15 protein-coding genes are annotated in these 19,937 nt (G+C 67.4%); 7 read left to right on the plus strand and 8 right to left on the minus strand.

The features are described 5' to 3' along the window. Positions 1-15: 15 nt before the first annotated feature. Genes EDD41_RS01515 through rfbF form a run of 6 tightly spaced genes read right to left on the minus strand, consistent with a single transcriptional unit; the run spans position 16 to position 5,386 of the window. Entirely contained in the window at positions 16-483 is a 468-nt protein-coding gene (locus EDD41_RS01515) for an LURP-one-related/scramblase family protein (protein WP_123574727.1), read from the minus strand. After that, the gene (gene lhgO, locus EDD41_RS01520; RefSeq protein WP_123576780.1) at positions 480-1,721 is read right to left on the minus strand and encodes an L-2-hydroxyglutarate oxidase; all 1,242 of its coding nucleotides are present in this window, start codon (positions 1,719-1,721) and stop codon (positions 480-482) included. The genes EDD41_RS01515 and lhgO overlap by 4 nt, the downstream gene beginning before the upstream one ends. Before the next feature lie 8 nt (positions 1,722-1,729). Next, a complete protein-coding gene (locus EDD41_RS01525; RefSeq protein WP_123574728.1) occupies positions 1,730-3,037 on the minus strand; it encodes an NAD(P)H-dependent oxidoreductase in 1,308 nt (435 codons plus the stop codon). After that, positions 3,034-3,576 carry a dTDP-4-dehydrorhamnose 3,5-epimerase gene (gene rfbC, locus EDD41_RS01530; protein ID WP_123574729.1) on the minus strand — a complete coding sequence of 181 codons (543 nt, stop codon included), beginning with the start codon at positions 3,574-3,576 and terminating at the stop codon, positions 3,034-3,036. Before rfbC ends, EDD41_RS01525 begins: the two co-directional genes overlap by 4 nt. Before the next feature lie 2 nt (positions 3,577-3,578). Next, complete coding sequence (locus tag EDD41_RS01535; RefSeq protein ID WP_123576782.1) at positions 3,579-4,607, minus strand: NAD-dependent epimerase/dehydratase family protein; 1,029 nt, start codon at positions 4,605-4,607, stop codon at positions 3,579-3,581. Positions 4,608-4,612: 5 nt separating this feature from the next. After that, positions 4,613-5,386, minus strand: a complete 774-nt coding sequence (rfbF, locus tag EDD41_RS01540; RefSeq protein WP_123574730.1) for a glucose-1-phosphate cytidylyltransferase — start codon at positions 5,384-5,386, stop codon at positions 4,613-4,615. A gap of 197 nt (positions 5,387-5,583) precedes the next feature. Between rfbF and EDD41_RS01545 the strand changes: the two genes are divergently transcribed. Then, positions 5,584-6,573 carry a glycosyltransferase family 2 protein gene (locus EDD41_RS01545; protein WP_123574731.1) on the plus strand — a complete coding sequence of 330 codons (990 nt, stop codon included), beginning with the start codon at positions 5,584-5,586 and terminating at the stop codon, positions 6,571-6,573. Positions 6,574-6,588: 15 nt separating this feature from the next. On the opposite strand, the gene EDD41_RS01550 is transcribed toward EDD41_RS01545, so the two are convergent. Continuing rightward, a complete protein-coding gene (locus EDD41_RS01550) occupies positions 6,589-7,527 on the minus strand; it encodes a DUF6454 family protein (protein WP_123574732.1) in 939 nt (312 codons plus the stop codon). 206 nt (positions 7,528-7,733) lie between these two features. Here EDD41_RS01550 and EDD41_RS01555 point away from each other — a divergent pair, with 206 nt between their 5' ends. The 6 genes from EDD41_RS01555 to EDD41_RS01575 all read left to right on the plus strand — a co-directional run bounded on the left by EDD41_RS01555 (position 7,734) and on the right by EDD41_RS01575 (position 14,214). Continuing rightward, on the plus strand, positions 7,734-9,881 hold the full coding sequence (locus tag EDD41_RS01555; RefSeq protein WP_245995493.1) for an alpha-galactosidase: 2,148 nt from the start codon (positions 7,734-7,736) through the stop codon (positions 9,879-9,881). A gap of 76 nt (positions 9,882-9,957) precedes the next feature. Beyond that, on the plus strand, positions 9,958-10,872 hold the full coding sequence (locus EDD41_RS01560; protein WP_123574734.1) for a carbohydrate ABC transporter permease: 915 nt from the start codon (positions 9,958-9,960) through the stop codon (positions 10,870-10,872). A gap of 13 nt (positions 10,873-10,885) precedes the next feature. After that, positions 10,886-11,554, plus strand: coding sequence for a carbohydrate ABC transporter permease (locus tag EDD41_RS01565; protein WP_245995494.1), 669 nt, complete (start codon positions 10,886-10,888; stop codon positions 11,552-11,554). Beyond that, on the plus strand, positions 11,496-11,765 hold the full coding sequence (locus tag EDD41_RS17300) for an ABC transporter permease family protein (protein ID WP_245995495.1): 270 nt from the start codon (positions 11,496-11,498) through the stop codon (positions 11,763-11,765). The genes EDD41_RS01565 and EDD41_RS17300 overlap by 59 nt, the downstream gene beginning before the upstream one ends. 10 nt (positions 11,766-11,775) lie before the next feature. Then, on the plus strand, positions 11,776-13,167 hold the full coding sequence (locus tag EDD41_RS01570; protein ID WP_123574735.1) for an ABC transporter substrate-binding protein: 1,392 nt from the start codon (positions 11,776-11,778) through the stop codon (positions 13,165-13,167). A 9-nt stretch (positions 13,168-13,176) separates the two neighbouring features. Further along, a complete protein-coding gene (locus EDD41_RS01575; RefSeq protein WP_123574736.1) occupies positions 13,177-14,214 on the plus strand; it encodes an ROK family transcriptional regulator in 1,038 nt (345 codons plus the stop codon). Here EDD41_RS01575 and EDD41_RS01580 read toward each other — a convergent pair. Then, positions 14,207-19,726 carry an ATP-binding protein gene (locus EDD41_RS01580; protein ID WP_123574737.1) on the minus strand — a complete coding sequence of 1,840 codons (5,520 nt, stop codon included), beginning with the start codon at positions 19,724-19,726 and terminating at the stop codon, positions 14,207-14,209. The genes EDD41_RS01575 and EDD41_RS01580 overlap by 8 nt on opposite strands. Positions 19,727-19,937: the final 211 nt, after the last annotated feature.

Below are 19,937 nucleotides of genomic sequence, written 5' to 3' on the forward strand. Positions count from 1 at the left end.
ATCCCCGAGGCTCAGTCACGATCCCCGAGCCTGTCGAGGGGAGACAACGGCGCCGCACCCCGAACAGGGTGCGGCGCCGTTGCGTCTGTGTCGGGTCAGGAACTGCTCGAGCCGGCCCAGGCGCTGCTCTGCTCCTTGCGTCGAATCAGGTCCAAGGCGATCACGGCCACCGGTCTGGACGGTGAGGTGCTTGTTGAACAGGGTGAACTGCTTGATCACCTCCGCGAAGCGGTTGCCGTCCGGGCCCAGCAGGTCAAAGGTGTCCCGGCCGAAGTTCGGGACGTCGTCGACGACCATCACCTGCGTGCCGTCCGGCTCCGCCACGGTCAGCTGGCGGGTGCCCATGATCGCACGGGACAGCCCGGAACCCTGGGTGAGGATCTGGCCCACGGGCTGGCCCTGGGCGTCGAAGATCTGGAAGTCATTGCGCAGGAAGCTGGTCACCTGGTCGATGACCAGCACGTCATGGTCGAGGAGGCTCATGCCTCCATGGTGGCACCGGGACGGTCCAAGACCTGCTGGGTGATGTGGTCGGCAATCGGCATGGCGGAGGTGGCTGCTGGTGAGGGCGCATTGCAGACGTGCAGCATCCGTGGCGTCTGCAGGAAGTGGAAGTCCTCCACCATGCTCCCGTCGGCACGCACCGCCTGGGCACGGATGCCGGGCGGGTAGGGGCCCAGGTCCGCGGTGGTCAACGACGGGCAGTACTTCTGGACACGCTTGAGGTAGCTGGGCTTGACCAGCGAATCCCATTGCTCCTTCAATCCGGTGCCCAGCATGGTGCGTGCGAGCTTCCAGAAGCCCGGGAAGCGGACGAAGTCTGCAACATCGCCCGGACTGACCGACAGCTTGGGATAGCCCTCTCGGGCGAATCCCATCACCGCATTCGGGCCCACCGTGACGCTGCCGTCCATCATCGGTGTCAGGTGGACACCGAGGAAGGGCAGGTCCGGGTCCGGCACCGGGTAGATCAGGGCATCGACGATGTGATGGTGCTGCGCGGCCAACTGGTAGTACTCGCCGCGGAAGGGCACCATCTGGAAGTCCGGCTCCAGCCCCGCCATCCGCGCCAACCGGTCCGCCTGGATACCACCGCACACCACGAGCTGACGGGCGTAGACACGCTCGGCCTGCTGGCCGTCGGGTCCGGCCAGGTCCACCGAGACCTCGCTGAGGGACTCGTGGATGCCCACGACGGGAGTGGCCAGCCGCACCTGCCCACCCAGTCCAGCGATCTTCTCGGCCATCTTCTGGCACACCTGGCGGTAGTCCACGATGCCGGTCTGCTTGACGACGATGGCCCCCAGCCCCACCACGTGCGGCTCTCGTCGGCGCAGCTCGTCGCCGTCGATCAACTCGACGTCCAGCTCGTTGCGCTGCGCCCGCTCGAACAGGGCGTGCATCCGCTCCACCTCCACCGGGGAGGTGGCGACGATCAGCTTGCCGGTGTTGCGGTAGGGGATGTCGTTCGCGTCGCAGAAGTCCCGCGTCCACTGGGCCCCCTGCTTGCAGAACAGGGCCTTCTTGGAGCCCGGTGTGTAGTACACGCCCGCGTGGATGACGCCCGAGTTGTGCCCGGTCTGGTGGGCGGCAACCGTCGCCTCCTTCTCCACCACCAGGACCGACGATCCGGGACGCTTCTCCAACAGGGTCAGTGCAGTGGCCAGCCCGACGATGCCGCCGCCAACCACCAGGTGTTCCCACACGGCCGGGGTGCTCATGGGGGTGCTCATGCCCCGGCGACCGGGAACATGGCGTCCTGCTCTGCCCGCAGCTGGTCCGCCAGCCTGCCGTCGGGCACCTGCACGTCCCCGTAGGAGATGACCTCGTCCTTGGCGATGTCACGGGTCAGCACACAACCCTCGGCCAGGCCGAGGGGAAGCAGGTTCTCCGTGCGCTGGACCGAGGCCTTCTCACACACGCCGTAGTAGTCGTAGCCGCCCTTGGCGTCCAGCGCCTGTCCCGCCTTCAGGTCACGCTTGGCCATCGGGACCACCTCGACCCGCGGCCCATCGGGCAACGGCTTGATGCAGGCATCACCCAGCAGCATCGCGCGGGCGATGGTGTTGGGCACCTCGAAGTGGCACAGGTGGTAGGGCGTGTAGAAGGGGTAGAGCGGTCCCTCGCCCAGCTTGTACAGGTTCAGGTAGTGCTGCTGCTTGGGGTCGTCATGGCTTGCCAGCACGTAGACGCCGGGCCCGGGCCTGGCCTTGACGACGTAGTCCACGGCGCCGCCCAGGGCCTGCAGCTCGTCGAGGTCGTACATCCCGGTCAGTTCGTCGACGTGGCCCTCGTGGTCGCGTCCCAGGCAGCCGCGTCGGTGCACGGACAAGCCCGCCGCATTGGCCACCAGGGCCTGCTCGACGCTGACCTTGGTGCCGTCGGCGAAGGAGGTGACCATGTGGGGATCCTGGCCCCACTTGCGGGCGAAGCCCTCCTGGGTGGTGGGGTTGCGGTACTCGTCCTGCAGCCCCTTGATGTTGCCGGCCACCAGGGGCCGCAGGCCCAGCCCGCGCACGAAGCGGATCAGGTTCATCTGTACGCCGGGCTGGTCACCGTCCATGCCGGTGTACACGACGCCGGCAGCCTCGGCCCTGTGGCAGAGGATGCTGCCCAGGGTGGCATCCACCTCGGCATTCATCAGCACCAGGTGCTTGCCGTTCTCGATCGCGGACAGGGCCAGTTCGGCGCCGAAGAAGACCGAGCCGGTGGCGTCCACCACCACGTCGACCTGGTCGGAGCCGGTCAGGGCCGTGTGGTCGTCGATGACGGCCACCTTTCCCCGTCGCGCGGCGTCGGAGACGGCCGAGGCATTGTCCGCGTCGATGATGTCCCCGGCGGCGTAGCCGGCAAAGTCCAGCGCGGCGTGTGCCTTCTCACGAGAGCGGGCGAAGACGGCGGTGATCACCATGCCGGGCACGTCGTGGTGGATGTGGTGCATCATGCCGCGGGCCATGAAGCCGGGGCCGACGACGCCCACGCGGATGGGCTTGCGGGCCGTCTGGGCGCGCAGCAGCAGGTTGTCGGTGATGATCATGCGAAGGGCTTCCCGTCCCAGTCCGGCCAGGTGCGGTCCTTGTCGCTGATGACGGTGACCTCGCCGGGCCACTGCAGGTTGAAGGCCGGGTCATCCCAGCGCTGACCGCGTTCCAGTTCCGGCGCGTACCAGTCGGAGACCTGGTAGGTGACCAGGGTGTCGTCGCTCATCGTCAGGTAGCCGTGTCCGCAGTTGGCCGGGATCCACAGCGCCCGGTGGTTCTCCTCGGACAGCTCCACCATGGCATGGCTGCCGTAGGTGGGGGAGTCCTCGCGCAGGTCGAGGCAGCAGTCGACGATGGTGCCCTTGTGGCAGGTGACCAGCTTTCCCTCGGCGGAGGGGGCGATCTGGCGGTGCATGCCGCGCATGGTGCCCTTGGCGTGGTTGGTCGACATGTTCGCCTGGACGAACTGCGTGGGCAGGCCGTGCTCGGCGAACTCCTTGGCGTCGAAGGTACGGGCGAAGAAGCCACGGTCATCGGTGAAGGGCGCGATGTCGATGATCCAGCAGCCGTCCACCTCGGTGGGGGTCCACTTCATGGTCAGAACTCCTTCTTGGTCCAGAACAGCTCGGGGGTGACCTGCTTGGTCTGGAGCAGGTACTCGATCTGCTTGAGGCGGGTGTGTCCGCGGCCGGTGAAGATCTCGGGAGTCAGCTGGATGACCCCGAAGACCTCGTGCAGCTGCTTGGCCCCGGCGGCCAGGTCCCAGTCCGTGGAGTAGCCCAGGGTGTCGGTGATCTTGTCGAAGTTCACCCGGTAGGAGCGGTTGTCCGCGCTCGGCTCCCCGAAGGTCAGCTCGCAGCCGGTGAACTCCTGCGCGACGGTCTCGGCGATCTGGCGGACGGTGTAGTTCTGGTCATTGGAGCCCACATTGAAGACCTCGGAGTGCACCTTCTCCACCGGCGCATCCAGCACCGCACGGATGGCCTTGGCGATGTCCAGGCCGTGCACCATGGGACGCCAGGGCGTGCCGTCGGAGGTCATCGCGATCTTGCCGGTGGTCCAGGCCAAACCGGACAGGTTGTTCAGCACGATGTCGAAGCGCTGGCGCGGGGAGGCGCCGTAGGCCGTCGAGTTGCGCAGTGCCGTGGGGTGGAAGCCGTCGTCGGCCATCGTCCACAGGTCCATCTCGGTGAGCACCTTGCACTTGGCATAGGCCGTCTGGGGGTTGACCTCGCTGGTCTCGTCGGCGACGCCCTCGGCCACGCCATAGGCGGAGCAGGAGGACATGTAGACGAAGCGCTCCACACCGGCCTGCTTGGCCATCTGCGCGACGTGCACCGAGCCCTTGTGGTTGATGTCGTAGGTGATGGGCCCGACGAGGTCGCCCGTCGGGTCATTGCTCAGCTCGGCCATCGCGACGACGGCGTCGAAGCCCTCGCAGTCCTCGACGGTGAGCTCACGCATGTCCTTCTTGATGGTCCGGGGCGTCATGGACACGCCGTTGTAGAGCCATCCGAAGTTGTAGAAGCCGGTGTCCAGCCCCACCACCTCGTGCCCCTCTGCTGCCAGGGTGGGTGCCAGCAGGCAGCCCAGGTAGCCGTCGGTTCCCGTCACCAGGATCTTCATGTCCTTCACCACACCTTCCAGGGCGCGACGCCGTCGGCCCAGAGCTTCTCGAGTTTGTTGCGGTCCTGCAGCGTGTCCATCGGTTGCCAGAATCCTTCGTGCTTGTAGGCATTCAGCTGGCCGTCGAGGGCCAGCTTGCGCAGCGGTTCCTGCTCCCAGACCGTGGAGTCATCGGTGATGTAGTCAATGGCACCGGGCTCCAGCACGAAGTAGCCGCCGTTGATCCAGGCGCCGTCACCATCGGGCTTCTCCTGGAAGCTGGTGATGGTCGTCTCGCACTTGCCCAGGGTGATGGCGCCGAAGCGGCCCGGTGGCTGCACGACGGTCATGGTGGCCAACTTGCCCTGCTTGCGGTGGAAGTCGATGGAGGCGGTGATGTCCACGTCGCTGACACCGTCGCCGTAGGTGAAGCAGAAGCTCTCGTCTCCGATGTAGTCACGCACCCGCAGCAGGCGGCCGCCGGTCATGGACTTGCCGCCGGTGTGCACCACGGTCACCTTCCACGGCAGCTCCGCACGCTTGTGGACCGTGCGCTCGCCGGTTGCCAGGTCGAAGGTGACATCGGCATATCGGACGGCGAAGTTGGCGAACCAGTCCTTGATGACGGTTCCCTTGTAGCCGGCGCACACGATGAATTCCTCGATGCCGTGTGCGGCGTACTCCTGCATGATGTGGAAGAGCACCGGACGCCCGCCAATTTCCACCATGGGTTTTGGCTTGGTGCCCGTTTCTTCACTGAGACGGGTCCCCAAACCCCCCGCCAACAAGACTGCCTTCATGGTCAGATCCCCCGATCCTCGCGGCCTGTCACCGATACCGCGGTGACGTCACAGAGCCACCATATGCAAGGAAGGAGTCGGATTTCCCACACTGGTCCGGGCATGTGATGGACTGTTCCGTGTACACGGAGGTCCGGCCCATGCCGGACATCGGAAGCACACAAGAACGTGTTTGACTAGGGAAAACAGGGGGATTCATGGCCGCAGTCACGGTTGTCATGCCGACCTATCTGAGGCAGGAGTACCTGCCGCGGGCCATCGAGTCACTGCTGGCCCAAGAGTTCAAGGACTTCACAGCTTTGATCTGTGACAACGCGAATTCCGAAACCACACGCCGCTATGTGGAAAGCCTGCATGATGACCGGTTGGTCTATATTCCGCGCGAAAAAAATCTCGGCCTGGTGCGTAATTCGCTGAATGGATTCGAGGCGGCCCAGACGGAGTTCGTGACCAAGCTGGACGACGACGATGAATTCGAACCCACCTACCTGAAGCGTTGCGTGGAGGCGCTGCGGGCCCACCCGGAGGCAAGCTTCGCCTTCACCGACATGCGGTGGATCGGCCCCAAGGGTGAACCCCTGGACGCGGTGCAGCAGCAGCAGGACGAGTCCCATGGTTTCGCCCAGCTGCACGAAGGCATCTACCGGCCACTGAACACCTTGCTTGTGCACGGAGTGGTGGCCCTCAACGCCACGGTCCTGCGCACCTCGGCGGTGGACTGGGCAGCGCTACGGGAGGACACCGAAACGGCCTTCGACCTGCACATCCTGCTGGAGGCAGCCCGCGGTGGGGCGGGGGCGTGGCACGTCGCCGAACGTCTGGTGCGCTACCGCGTGCACCCCACCACGGACTCGGCCACCAACTACGCCCGCCAGCTGCGCGGCCGCCTGGTGGCGCTGGAGGATGCACTCCCGGACGCCGCGGCCTTCGACCGCCCAGCACTGCACGCTGCGCTGCAGCAGACCGCGATGACCCTGGCCCGGGTAGAGCTCGTCAAGGGTCATCCCGGCGCCTCACGGGCAGCGCTTCGCCCCGTGCTGCGCGACGGTGTCAACCCGGCCATCGTCCGGCTGGCCGTGCTGGGTGCCCTGCCCGCCCGGGTGAGCCAAGGCCTGATGGAGCGCCGCGAGGCGCAGTGGCAGAAGCGTCACGGCATGGGGCCTGTCGACCCACCCAGGCCGAGCTGAGTTCCTTGCGGTGGCTCAGATCTGGGTGGAGTAGACGAGCAGCTCCGAGCCCTCTTCACCGTCGTCGGGCGCAGCGAACATCGTCAGGCTGTCACCGTTGGCCTCGAATGCCACGGGGTTGCGGGTGACCACGTGCTTGTTGTTGCTGAAGACCTGGACGGGGACCTCGTTGATGAGGCTTCCGCTGCGGATGTCCAGCAGGGCGATGCCGCCGAGCTCGAAGGGCTTGCCGTCGGCGTCCTTCAGGCCGGTGATGCCGGTGCAGATCATGGTGCCGGCACCGGAGTACTCGCAGTCCTGGTAGTCCACCATCGCCGACGGGTTGCTCATCTCGTCCACGAGCCGCCCCTTCTTGAAGGTCAGGAATTCGCGGCTGCCCCAGGTGACGGCGGCAATCTTGCGATGTTTGCGGTCGTTCACCACGCCACCCACGTGGTCGTCGGCACGGAACTCCTCGCGCACCCGGTAGGTGTCCGGGTCGATGGTGTAGACGATCGACTTGCTGTGCGGGCGGTACTCGGCCACCGGGACCCACACCTTGCGGCCGTCGAAGTCGATGCCACCGGGGTGGTAGATGTCGCCCTCGCCCAGCACGATGTCCTTGACCAGCTTGCCGTCGCGGGTGACGACGAAGACGTGTCCACGTCCCTTGCCCGCAGTGCGGTCCATGCCATCGACCGGTGCCGGGTGCTTCACGGTGGGTTCGAGGATCTCGACGCTGGAGATCCAGATGTGGTCGCCGACCACGCTCATGCCCTGCATGTGGAAGGTGTCGAAGTCCAGCTTGAGGCTGGCGGTCTGGGTCCACGCATTGCCGCGGGTGAGCTGCCCGACGGCGATGGCCTCGGGGTCGAGGCGGTCCTGGCCGGCGGTGGCCATCGGGGCCGCCGTCAATGTGGTGGCCGTCGCGACGACGGTGGCGAGGGCAAGACCAAGACGCTGGGAGCGCTTCATGGGGGTACTCCATTCTTCGTGTGGGGTTCCATGAAGCTATGGCCGAGAGGTGAAGGGAATGGGGACGGGAATTGGCCCCAGTGGGCCATCCGCATGAATCCTCGTCCACGCTGGCTCACATGCACTCTGGCCTTTGACGTCTGCGGAGGCCTAGACTCACCACAGTTAGTTTTGCGCCGACAGGAATACGTCCAATGGAGGATGCCGTGACAGCACAGGCCCAACTCGTTCTCGAGAACCCCACGACCTGTGTGGTGGTCGACAGTCCCGACGGTGCGCTGCCCCGCATCATCCACTGGGGTGCCGGCCTGGGCCCCCTCGACGAGAAGCTCGTCCGGGAACTGGTGGCCGCCCAGGCGCCCGTCCACATGCACAACGGCCAGCCCGACGAGGGATTCGCCCTGGCCCTGCTCCCCGAGCAGTGGCGTGGCTGGTACGGGCATCCCGGCATCAGCGGGTCCCGCGACGGCACGGCATGGGCACCCCGCTTCGTCGTCCAGCGGATCGAACTGGACGGCAAGCCGGTCAGCGGTTTCGTCGCGGCGGCCGAGGGAACCGTCGTCTGGCATGCCGTCGACGTGGACTGCGGCCTGGCGCTCGCCCTGACCCTGGAACTGACCCCCTCGGGACTGGTGCGCGCCCGCGCCGAGGTGACCAATACCGGTGAGGGTGGCTACCAGCTCGACGAGCTGCTGATCGCCATGCCGGTTCCCGCCCGCGCCACCGAGATCCTCGACTTCGCCGGCCGCTGGGGCAAGGAGCGGGTGCCGCAACGTACCCCGCTGCATGTCGGAAGCCACTGGCGCGAGGGACGTCACGGCCGCACCGGTGCTGATTCGGCCTTCGTGCTGCACCTCGGAGAGCCAGGCTTCGGCTTCTCCTCCGGGGATGTCTGGGCGGTCCACACCGGCTGGAGCGGCAACCACGTCCACTATGCGGAGAAGAGCCTGATCGGCGACCAGGTGATCGGTGGCGGCGAGCTGCTGCTGCCCGGCGAGGTCGTGCTGGCAACGGGGGAGAGCTACACCAGTCCGTGGATCCACTTCAGCCACGGCACCGGACTCGACGCCGTCGCCCACCTCCACCACGACTACCTGCGCGCCACGCACCCCGTCGATCCCCAGCGTCCCGTCACCCTGAACGTCTGGGAGGCCGTCTACTTCGACCACGACGCGGACCGGCTCAAGGACCTGGCGCACCGTGCCGCGAAGCTCGGCATCGAGCGCTATGTGCTGGACGACGGCTGGTTCGGCTCTCGTCGCGACGACTTCTCCGGCCTGGGTGACTGGGTGGTCAGCACCGAGGTCTGGCCGCAGGGCCTGCATCCCCTGGTGGACGAGGTGACGGGTCTGGGCATGCAGTTCGGCCTGTGGTTCGAGCCCGAGATGGTCAACCCGGACTCGGACCTGGCCCGCGCCCATCCCGAATGGGTGATGCAGGTGCCCGGCCGCACCCCCTTGGAGGCCCGCCACCAGTGGGTGTTGAACCTGGGGATCCCAGGTGCCTATGCCCACGTCCGGGACCAGATGATGGCGCTGCTGGACGAGTACGACATCTCCTACATCAAGTGGGACCACAACCGTGACCTGTTGGATGCCGGCACATCGCCCGACGGGCGCCCCGGTGTGCACGAGCAGACGCTGTCCTTCTACCGGCTGGTGGACGAGCTCAAGGCCGCCCACCCCGGCCTGGAGATCGAGTCCTGCAGCTCGGGTGGAGCCCGGATCGATCTCGAGGTGATGCAGCACTGTGACCGCGTCTGGGTCAGCGACAACATCGACCCCACGGACCGGCAGCAGATGATGCGCTGGACCACCCAGCTGCTCCCACCCGAGATGCTCGGTTCGCACATCGCCTCGGGGGCCTCGCACACCACCGGCCGCCACCACGACATCAACTACCGTGCGGCGACGGCGGTCTTCGGGCACCTGGGCGTCGAGTGGGACCTCGCGAAGGCCACCGACGAGGAACTGCGCCAGCTGGGGGAGTGGATCGCCTGGTACAAGCAGCACCGCGGACTGCTCAATGCCGGACGGCTGGTGCGTGTGGATGTTCCCCAGGCCAGCGGGGGTGACGTCTTCCTGCATGGCGTCGTGGGGGAGGATGCTGCCATCTTCGCGTGGACCTCGTTGGTCACCACCGCCACCTGGAGCCTGGGTGCCATTCGGCTGCCTGGGCTGGATCCCGAGGCCACCTACCGGGTCGAGCACCTCGGTCTGACGGTGACGCAGGGGCCCGGCATGCACGCGGAGCCGGTGGAGATGACAGGGCGGATGCTGGCCACCGTCGGGCTGCGGGCTCCCGTGGTGCTTCCCGAGCGGACCAGGATCCTCACTGTGACGCGGGTGGAGTGATTGACGGAGGGTTAGTTCCATGATGAAATGAAGCCATCGTCAGAGCTGACGATCCCTGTTGACGAAGGAGTCGACGATGGCTTCGCCCCATCCCGCCCCACCCTCCGAACTGCGCCACTCGCGCCGCAAGGATGACACCGGCCTGGCGCTGGCATTCATCGCGCCAGCCCTGGTCGGTTTCCTGGTCTTCCTGCTGTGGCCCACGCTTCGTGGCATCTACCTCAGCTTCACCACGTTCAACCTGCTCACCCCGCCGGAGTTCGTCGGCCTCGACAACTATGCGCGGATGTTCCACGACCCGATCTTCTGGAATGCCGCCATGGTCACCGTCGAGTACGTCGCGATCAACATCGGCATCCAGACGGTGCTCGCGCTGCTGATCGCCGTCCTGATGGACCGGCTCACCAAGTCCACCTTCGTGCGCGGTGTGGTGCTGACGCCCTACCTTGTCTCCAATGTGGTGGCCGCCATGGTCTTCCTGTGGATCCTCGACTCCCAGCTGGGCATCTTCAACGAATTCCTGACCTGGGTCGGGGCGGACCGGATCCCCTTCCTCACCGACGAGAGGTGGGTGATCCCCACCATCGCCCTGATCAATGTGTGGCGTCACATGGGCTACACCGCACTGCTGATCTTCGCCGGTCTGCAGACGATCCCCCCGAGCGCCTACGAGGCCGCCAAGGTGGACGGCGCCAGCGAATGGAAGATGTTCTGGAAGATCACCATGCCGCTGCTGCGCCCCATCCTTGCGCTGGTGCTGATCATGACGGTGATCGGCTCCTTCCAGGTCTTCGACTCCGTCGCCGTCACCACCGGTGGCGGGCCCGTGAACTCCTCGCGGGTGCTGCAGCTCTACATCTACGACATGGCCTTCGGACGCTTCCAGTTCGGCTATGCCTCGGCCCTCTCGGTCGCCCTCCTGGTGATCCTGCTGGTCATCACCATCATCCAGTACCGGCTCACCCGCGCCGGCCAGACCGACCTGAACTGAGAGGAGTCAGAACATGTCCAAGTTCTCCTTCGGCAAGGTCCTCGCCTGGACGGCGATGGCGCTGATCATCATTGCCTCGCTCTTCCCCTTCTACTGGATCCTGCGCACGGCCCTGAGCACCAACCCGTCGCTGGTCCAGCAGCCCACCAAACTGCTGCCCCCGGAGATGAGCCTCGACGGCTTCCGGCGCGTCTTCGGCACCCAGAGCGGCGACGCCGCGATCGCCGCCGGAGGATCGGGCCAAGAGATCAACTTCTGGGCCTACCTGCGCAACTCCGTGGTGGTCGCCACCCTGGTCACCGTCGGCCAGGTGCTCTTCTCCGCGATGGCCGCCTACGCCTTCAGCCGGCTGCAGTGGAAGGGCCGCTCCTTCTTCTACGGCCTCTTCCTGGCGGGCCTGATGGTCCCGACCATCTTCACCTTCCTGCCCAACTTCGTGCTGATCAAGCAGCTGGGACTGTTGGACAGCGTCTTCGGCATCGCCTTGCCGAGCATGCTCATGACGCCCTTCGCGGTCTTCTTCCTGCGCCAGTTCTTCGCGAACATCCCCACGGAACTGGAGGAGGCGGCGCTGTTTGGACGGCTCCAGCAAGATCCGAAACTTCTTCACCCTGATCCTGCCGATGAGCGCCGCACCCCTCGCGACGCTGTCGATCCTGACCTACATCGCCGCATGGAATGACTACTTCTGGCCCCTGATGGTCAGCTACACCGACAAGTCCCGGGTGCTGACCGTCGGTCTGGGGATCTTCCGGTCCCAGACGCCGCAGACGGGCCCCGACTGGGCCGGTCTGATGGCTGCCACCCTGGTGGCCGCGCTGCCGATGCTGCTGCTCTTCGCGGCCTTCGCCAAGCGCATCGTCAACTCCATCGGCTTCAGCGGAATCAAGTGAGGTGCCCACGATGAACCCCAACAAGTACGGCAAGAAGCTGCTGGCCAGCGCCCTGGCCGCGGTCACCGCCTTTGGGTTGACGCTGTCCGGCTGCAGCAGCAGCTCCAGCGACGACGACACGACGATGTCCTCGTCGGCCAATGTCATCGACTACTGGCTGTGGGACTCCGCCCAGCAGCCCGGCTACCAGAAGTGTGCCGACGGCTTCGCCAAGGCCAATCCGGGGCTGAGCGTCAAGATCACCCAGATGGGCTGGGACGACTACTGGAGCAAGCTGACCGCCGGCTTCGTGGCCGACCAGGCCCCCGACGTGTTCACCAACCACCTGGGCAAGTACGCCCAGTTCGTGGACCTCGGTGTGCTGCTGCCGCTGGATGACCTCGAGGCCACCAAGGACATCAACTCCGACGACTTCCAGGAGGGGCTCGGAGACCTGTGGAAGGGTCAGGACGGCAAGCGATACGGCGCCCCGAAGGACTGGGACACCATCGGCTACTTCTACGACAAGTTGGTCACCGATGCCGCCGGCCTCACCACCGAGCAGCTGGGCAAGCTCACCTGGAATCCCGACGACGGGGGGACCTTCGAGAAGGCCATCGCCCACCTCACCGTCGACGTGAACGGCAAGCGGGGTGACGAGCCCGGCTTCGACAAGGACAAGGTCAAGGTCTACGGACTGGCCAGCGACGGTGCCGGTGGCGGCAACTTCGGGCAGACCCAGTGGGGCGCCTATGCCGCCTCGCACGGTTGGGCTCCCACGGACAAGAACCCGTGGGGCACGAAGTTCCGGATGGATGACCCCACCTTCCAGAAGACCGTGGCCTGGTACTACGGCCTGGCGGACAAGGGCTTCATGCCCAAGTACGAGACCTTCGGCAAGGACACCGGCTCCTACGCCCAGTTCGCGGCCGGCAAGGCAGCGCTGGCCATGAACGGCTCCTGGATGATCTCCAGCTTCCAGGGGATGAAGGGGATCGACCTGCACGTCGCCCCCACTCCCATCGGACCCAGCGGCCACCGGGCCAGCCCCTTCAATGGTCTGGCCGACTCGGTGACGCGCTTCACGGACAACCGGGAGGGTTCGGCCAAGTGGGTGGCCTACATGGCCAGCGACGAGTGCCAGAACATCATCGGCGCTTCCGGCGTGGTCTTCCCGGCCCGCAAGAAGGGGACCGAGATCTCCCTGGAGACCCGCAAGAAGGCCGGTCTGGACGTGAGCGCCTTCACCGAACACGTCGAGAAGGGCACCACACAGCAGCAGGTGGTGATCCAGAATGCCGCCGATGTCACCGCCCTGATGGAGCCCGAGTTCGACGCGCAGTTCATCGGATCACACTCCGCGGGTGACCTGACCAAGCTCAATGAGCAGTTGAACACACTGTTCGAGATCACCGCCAAGTAGTCTGCGTCCGTGAACGATCTCGACGGCCTCGACCCGACCTCGCGGCGCGTGGCCCTGGCGGTGCTCCGCCAGGGCCCGGTCTCGCGGGCCGACCTGTGCGGGATGCTCGGGCTGTCTGCGCCCAGCCTTACCCGGCTGACCAAGCCGCTGCTGGCCAGCGGCCTGCTCAAGCAGGGGGATCCGGTGGCCCCGACCACCACGGGCCGTCCCGCGCTGCCGCTGGACGTGGCAGCGGAGCGGGCCCACTTCGTGGGGGCCAAGTTCATCCCGGGAGAGCTTCACCTGGTGCTCACGGACCTCAAGGGACGCGTCCTCGAGCGTCGGACGGCGACGGGTGACTACTCCTCGCCCGAGGTGGCGGTCCGGGAACTTGCCACCGAGCTGCGGCGCCTGACGACGACGGATCCCGCCGGGATCGGGGTCAGCCTCGGTGCCAGCGTCACAGAGGCCGGCGAGGTGCAGGGTGTCTGGTTCATGGGGTGGCCCTCGGTCGCCCTGCAGGGGATGGTCGCACAAGCGTGTGGGCTGCCGTGTGTCGTGGAGAACGACGTGAACGCCTTCACCCTGGCCGAGCACTGGTTCGGCTTTGGGCGTGGCAGCCGGGACTTCGCCGTGCTGACGATCGGCGCGGGTGTCGGGCTGGGCCTGGTCTGCGGCGACGAATTGGTCCGCGGCCACGAGGGGAGGGCCGGCATGATCGGCGCCCTGACCCTGGCAGACGGACGGCGCGTGCACGAGGTGGTGGAGACCAGCCACGTCGAGGCCCGCCTGTCCGAGGCGGGGGACGAGGGCCGTGATGCCATCCTCGACGACGTCGCCCAGGCCATCGGCCAGATGGTGGGACAGGCATGCCTGGTCAGCGCCCCGGAGCGGGTCCTGGTCTCCGGCGAGGGCGCGGCGCTGCTCCTCGGACACGAGGAGGCGCTGCGCGACGGGCTGGCCCGCTATGCGGACCTGCCCGCCGACGCGCTGCGCATCGAGGCGCTGGGCTTCGACGAGTGGGCGCGCGGATCGGCCGCGATGGCGATCCGCGCCCACCTCACCTGAGCTTGCTGCGCAGGATCTCGATGATCCGGGGGCGAAGCGTCGACACGCTGACCACCTCGTCGATGGATCCCACCTCCACCGCGCGGTGCACATTGTGCACGGCGTCGAACTCCCCGGCGACGGTGGAGATCATCTCGGCGCGCACCTCTTCCCGCAGTTCCGCGAGCTCCGCCTGCAGCGGCACCTTGCCGGCCTCGTCGGCCTGCGCGATGCGCTGCTTGAGCTCCACCAGACGAGCATCCGCCTCGACGCGTCGGGACACGTCACGGGCGAAGACGACGGCGGCCGCGGGGGCCCCGCCGATCACCGAGGCGTAGGAGCCCTCCAGCGCCAGGACCGTCATGTCGTCGTTCAGCGCCTTGGAGAAGACCACGAAGGCGCCGCCGTGGTAACGGCTGATCACGATGAAGACGATCGGGCCTTCGAAGTTGACCATCGCCCGGCCGATCTCGGCGCCGTACTCCAACTGCAGGTTGCGCATGGACTCCGGGGAGCCGTCGAAGCCGGACAGGTTGGCCAGCACCACCACGGGGCGGTTGCCGGAGGCCGCATTGATGGCGCGGGCGGTCTTCTTGGAGGAGCGGGGGAACAGGGTGCCACCGGTGAAGGAGTCCGGGCCGTCGGCCGGGAGGTAGCCGGCCCGGGGCGTGGGCTTGGACTCGATGCCGATCAGGGTGCTCGGCAGGCCACCGATGGTGGTGTCGAAGACCACGGAGGTGTCTGCATTGGCCATCGTCGCCCACCGTTCCAGCGGCTCATGGTCGGCGTCCGCGACGGCCCGCATCACGGTGCGGATGTCGAAGGGCTTCTTGCGTTCCGGGTTCTTGTCCGTGCTGAAGATCTCCGCCACGGTGGCGAAGTCGCTTCCCTCACAGGAGTGCGGGGTGGTGCCGACGTCGCGGCCGTCCTCGTCCTGGGTGGGGATCTCCCGAGGGCGTGACTCGCCGGGCGCGACGTAGCTGTGCTCGTAGTGACGCATCAGGACCTGCTGGGCGCCGGCCAGGTCGCTGGCCCAGTACTGGGCCTGGCCATTGGGGCCCATGATCCGGTCGTAGCCGCCGATGCCGTGGTTGTCCTCGGCGGAGACACCACCGGAGAAGTCCAGCGACTGCTTGCCGGTGAGCACCATCGCGCTGTCCGGGGTCATCACCAGGATGCCCTTGGTGTGCATCAGCATGGTGGCCTCGGCATTCCAATAGGGCTGGGCACCGACATTGATGCCCGCGACGATCACATTGATCTCGCCGCCGTCCTGGGTGAAGTTCACGATCCGGCGCAGGGCGTGGGCCACGGCGTCCATGTTCTCCGTGCCGGACTCCATCGAGATCCGCGCCCCGGAGGACAGGGTGAACCAGTCGACGGGCAGCTGCTCGCGTTCGGCCAGGTCGATGGCGGCGACGATCCGGTCCGCCTCCGCGCCGCCGATGGAGCCCAGCGACTTCAGTGGGTCTCCGAAGAGCACGATCCGGCGCACGCCCTCGGGGTGGATGGGCGTGGGGGTGGAGACGTCGGCGACGATGATGCCGGCCGTGTTGAGGCCGTGCTCGCGATTGACCGGCACCAGGGCGCCGGACTCGTCGAGGTCCAGCTCGACGGCCGTGCCGCGTGAACTCGACACCAGGCCGAAGAGCTCGTAGGGATAGACCAGGCCGCGGCGACGGGCGCGCAGCACCTTCTCGTCGTAGGCGCTGACCGGGGCCAGCGGGTCGGTGGCCGGGTCCTGGATCTGGAAGCGGACGCCGAAACCCGGCTGCAGGCTGAAACGCACCACCGTCGGGACCGGCGGGGTTCCGGGAGTGCGGGTCACCGTGGCCTGGATCCTGACCTCGGTGATGCCGGCGTCGGCTGTGAGCGGTGCCAGGGTGCGCTCCAGCTGACGAAGGTTGCGCAGGTCGACGTCGTGCTCGCCCCAGATGTGGATCCAGACGTGGTTGTGGTCCAGCTCGCCCTTGCGGGCACCGGCGCGGGCGCGACGGATGGCGTCGGTGGCATTGATCAGGGCCCGCTCCAGGTGCGGCATGCCCGTGACCTTGCCGTCCTCGTCGCGCAGGATGGACAGGCGCCTGACCTGGGCGAGGGCGACCAGCCTCACGTCGTCGGCATTGGTGGTGGCTGTGGCCTTCAGCAGCACGGTGCTGCCCGGGGCCTCGAGGCGTTCCAGGTCGAAGTTCGCCAGTCGCCACAGGTTGAGCTGGCGGCCGACCATCGGGTGGTGACCGCGCTGGATGCGCTCCTCCGTGAGGCCCGCGGAGCCGGGGCGCAATGTCAGGTACTCGACGCTTCCCTCGTGCAGGGGCAGGACACTGACCACCAGGCGACGCAGGCCGGTGACGAAGGCCATCTGGTCGGCTCGTGCGATGAGTTCGGCGGCGAGTGCGTCACCCGTCGTGGCTTCCTCTGCCGTCAGGTACAGATCGAGAACGGCGTCCTGGCCGTCCGAGCGCTCCGTGACCAGCGACGCGATCACGGACTCCAGCGAGGACCCCGGACGGAATTCCTCCAGGGCAGCGATCACCGAGACCAGTCGCGTGGGCTGCTCGTCGATCACGTAGTCGGCGGTGACCACGCCGTGGCCCTCGACGGTGCTCTCGGTCAGGTTCGTGAGGTCGTGCCCGCGGTAGTGGCGCTGGGTGAGGATGCCGAGCAGTGGCTCCTCGGCCGTGGCGCGGCGGGTGGGGTCGACGCCCAGGAAGCCGACCAGGCGGTCCGGGGCGGAGACGAGTTCCTCCGCCACGGCCTGACGGGTCGGGCCTTCGGGCAGGGCGTGCAGGTGGCCGAGCAGCTCGGGCACCTGGGCCAGGGCTGTGGCCTGCTGCGCATCCAGGGCCGGCTTGTCGAACCAGGCGAAGCGGATGCTCCTGGCCAGGTCTCCGATCCGCGGGAAACGACGCTGGGTGGCAATGACCAGACGGTCCAGGATGGCGCGGGTCTCGGCTCCGGCCTCTCGGGGACGGTCCATGGCCGCCCACTGCTGGAGGATCCCGGTGACCACCTGGAGAGCCGGTGTCCAGCGCTGCTGGAGCAGGAAGAGCCGGAAGACAGCCTCCTCGAGGTCTTCCGTGTGGTCCAGGCCGGCGACGCCGTAGTGGGCCATCACGGCAGTGAGGCGGTCGGCGAACTCCTCGGGCAACTGCTCGCGTTCCACGTCGAGGCTGTGCAGGTAGCGCTGGAAGAACTCCCGGGTGGTGTGCACCCGGTCGGCGGTACGCCCCGGAGCGTCATCGGCGTGGGTGCGGTCCGGCTGGTTGCGGTGCAGCTCGACGACGTCGGCGAAGACAGCCAGTAGACGGGCCTCTGCGGCGACGGTCTGCTCGTCGGCGGTGCGCAGATCCAGGTATCGGGTCAGTGGCACTGCCGGGTCGTCCGGGTCGGTGTCGAAGCCGAGCACCACCTGACGCAGGGCGGTCCGGGCGGTGTCGGGGCAGTTGATCGCCGCGGCATCGGCGGGCAGGTCCAGTGCGACGCCCGTGTCCTGGGGCGTCTCGTCGCTGGGTTCGGCCAGCGGTTCCAGACGGGCCAGAGGAGCGCCGGTCTCCACCTGGGTGCCGGCGCGCACGGCGATCTCCTTGACGCGGGCCGCGAAGGGGGCGGTGATGATGGTCTCCATCTTCATGGACTCCAGCACCAGGACGCGGTCACCGGCGTTGACCACGGCGCCCTCCTGGACGGGGGTGGCGACGACCAGGGCGGGGGCCTGACTGCGCAGCACGCCGCCCTCGTCGCGGCTGACGCGATGGGTCTGGCCATCGACCTCGAGGGTCTGCACCGGGCCGGGGGCGCCGAGCAGGACCCGGTGGACCCGCTCGCCGATCACGAGGCGGGCCGTGAACTCGTCCTGCCGGGTGAACTCGGCCACGACTGTGGGGGCATCACCGCTGCTGCCCAGCCGGACCTCGAACTCGTGCGGGCCCATCCGCAAGACCTGCACGTGATGGGTGGTGCCGCGCAGCTTCAGTTCCGCCGGGCGCCCGAGCTCGTGGTTGGCCAGCGGGCGGCCGCGGCGCGCGGTGTCGAGGAATCGGGCACGCTCGACGTTCTCGGCGGCGAGGTAGGCCTCGATGCCGGCAACCACCAGGGCGGCGCCCGAGTGGGTGCTGCGCTGCAGGCCACCGGCTGCACGGGTGCGGTCGATCCAGCCGGTGTCGGCCCAACCGTCGGGGCCCGTGCCGTCGACCACGGCGGGCTGGTCGAGCAGTTCCAGGATGAAGGACTTGTTCGTCGTGCCGCCGTCGATGACCACCTGGGTGTCGGCCATGGCGCGGCGCAGGCGGCCGAGGGCTTCGGTGCGGGTTGAGCCGTAGGCGATGATCTTGGCGATCATGGAGTCGAAGTCGGCGGGGATGGTGTCTCCGGCCTCGACTCCGGTGTCGACGCGGATGCCCGGCCCCTGGGGCAGGACCAGGTGCTGGATCAGGCCCGGTGCTGGGGCGAAGTCACGGTCGGGGTCCTCGGCATTGAGCCTGGCCTCGATGGCATGGCCGATCTCGGCGGGCTTGTCACCGGTGAGGGTGCCGCCGATGGCCACGCGCAGCTGCAGCTTGACCAGGTCGGTACGGGTGGTCACCTCGGTGATCGGGTGCTCCACCTGCAGCCGGGTGTTCACCTCGAGGAAGGCGAACAACTCGTCGGTGGGTTGGTAGAGGAATTCGACGGTGCAGGCGCCCCGGTAGCCGACGCGGACCGCGAGTCGTTCGGCGCTGGCCTTGACCTCGGCGGCCTTCTCCGGGCTGAGCAGGGGAGACGCGGACTCCTCGATGACCTTCTGGTTGCGGCGCTGCACGGTGCAGTCACGCACACCAAGGGCCCAGGCGTTCTGGCCGTCGCTGATCACCTGCACCTCGATGTGCCGGGCGCCGGTGACCAGGCTCTCCAGGAAGACGGTGCCGGAACCGAAGGCGCGTTCGGCCTCGCCGCGGGTGCGGTCGAAGACATCGGTGAGGTCTGCGTCGCAGGTCACCTTCTGGATGCCACGGCCGCCACCGCCGGCGGTGGCCTTCAGCATCAGGGGGTAGCCGATCCGGTTGGCCACCGAGAGCGCATCATCGAGGGTGTCGACGGCGCCCTGGCTCCACGGCGCGACGGGGACTCCTACCTCCTCGGCGATCAGCTTCGAGCCAATCTTGTCGCCCAGCTGGCGCATGGCCTCGGCGCTCGGCCCGACGAAGGTGATGCCGAGCTTGGTGCAAAGGTCCGCGAAGGCGGGATCCTCGGCGACGAAGCCCCAGCCGACCCATGCGGCGTCGGCGCGGGTCTGGACCAGGGCCTGCTCAAGCCTGGCCATGTCGATGTAGGGGCGGGTGCCAGCCGGTCCGAGGTCGTGGGCGATGTCCGCCTCCCGGACGAACATGGCATGGGCCTCGCCGGTGGTGTGCAGGGCAATGACCTCGATGGCCGGCCGCTCGGGGTGCTCCGCGTTGAGCTCCCGCACCGCGTGGATCAGGCGCATCGCGGCCTCGCCGCGGTTGATGATGGCGAGGCGGTGGATGCTGGTGGCCTGGGTCGGGATGCTCATGCGCGCAGTCGTCCTTTGTCGTGGGATTGCCGTTCATGGCGACGCTAGTCCTGTGGGCCACCACAATGCGGCAACGATTTGCGCAGAGTCCCGAGGGTCTCCTTGGTGGGATTCCTACAAATGGGATTCCTGCAGATGGGATTCCTACAGATGGGATTCCTGCAGATGGGATTCCTGCAGATGGGATTCCTGCAGATGGGATTCCTGCAGA

It is taken from the genome of Luteococcus japonicus (genome assembly GCF_003752415.1).
In the GTDB taxonomy this organism is placed as follows: Bacteria; Actinomycetota; Actinomycetes; order Propionibacteriales; family Propionibacteriaceae; genus Luteococcus; species Luteococcus japonicus.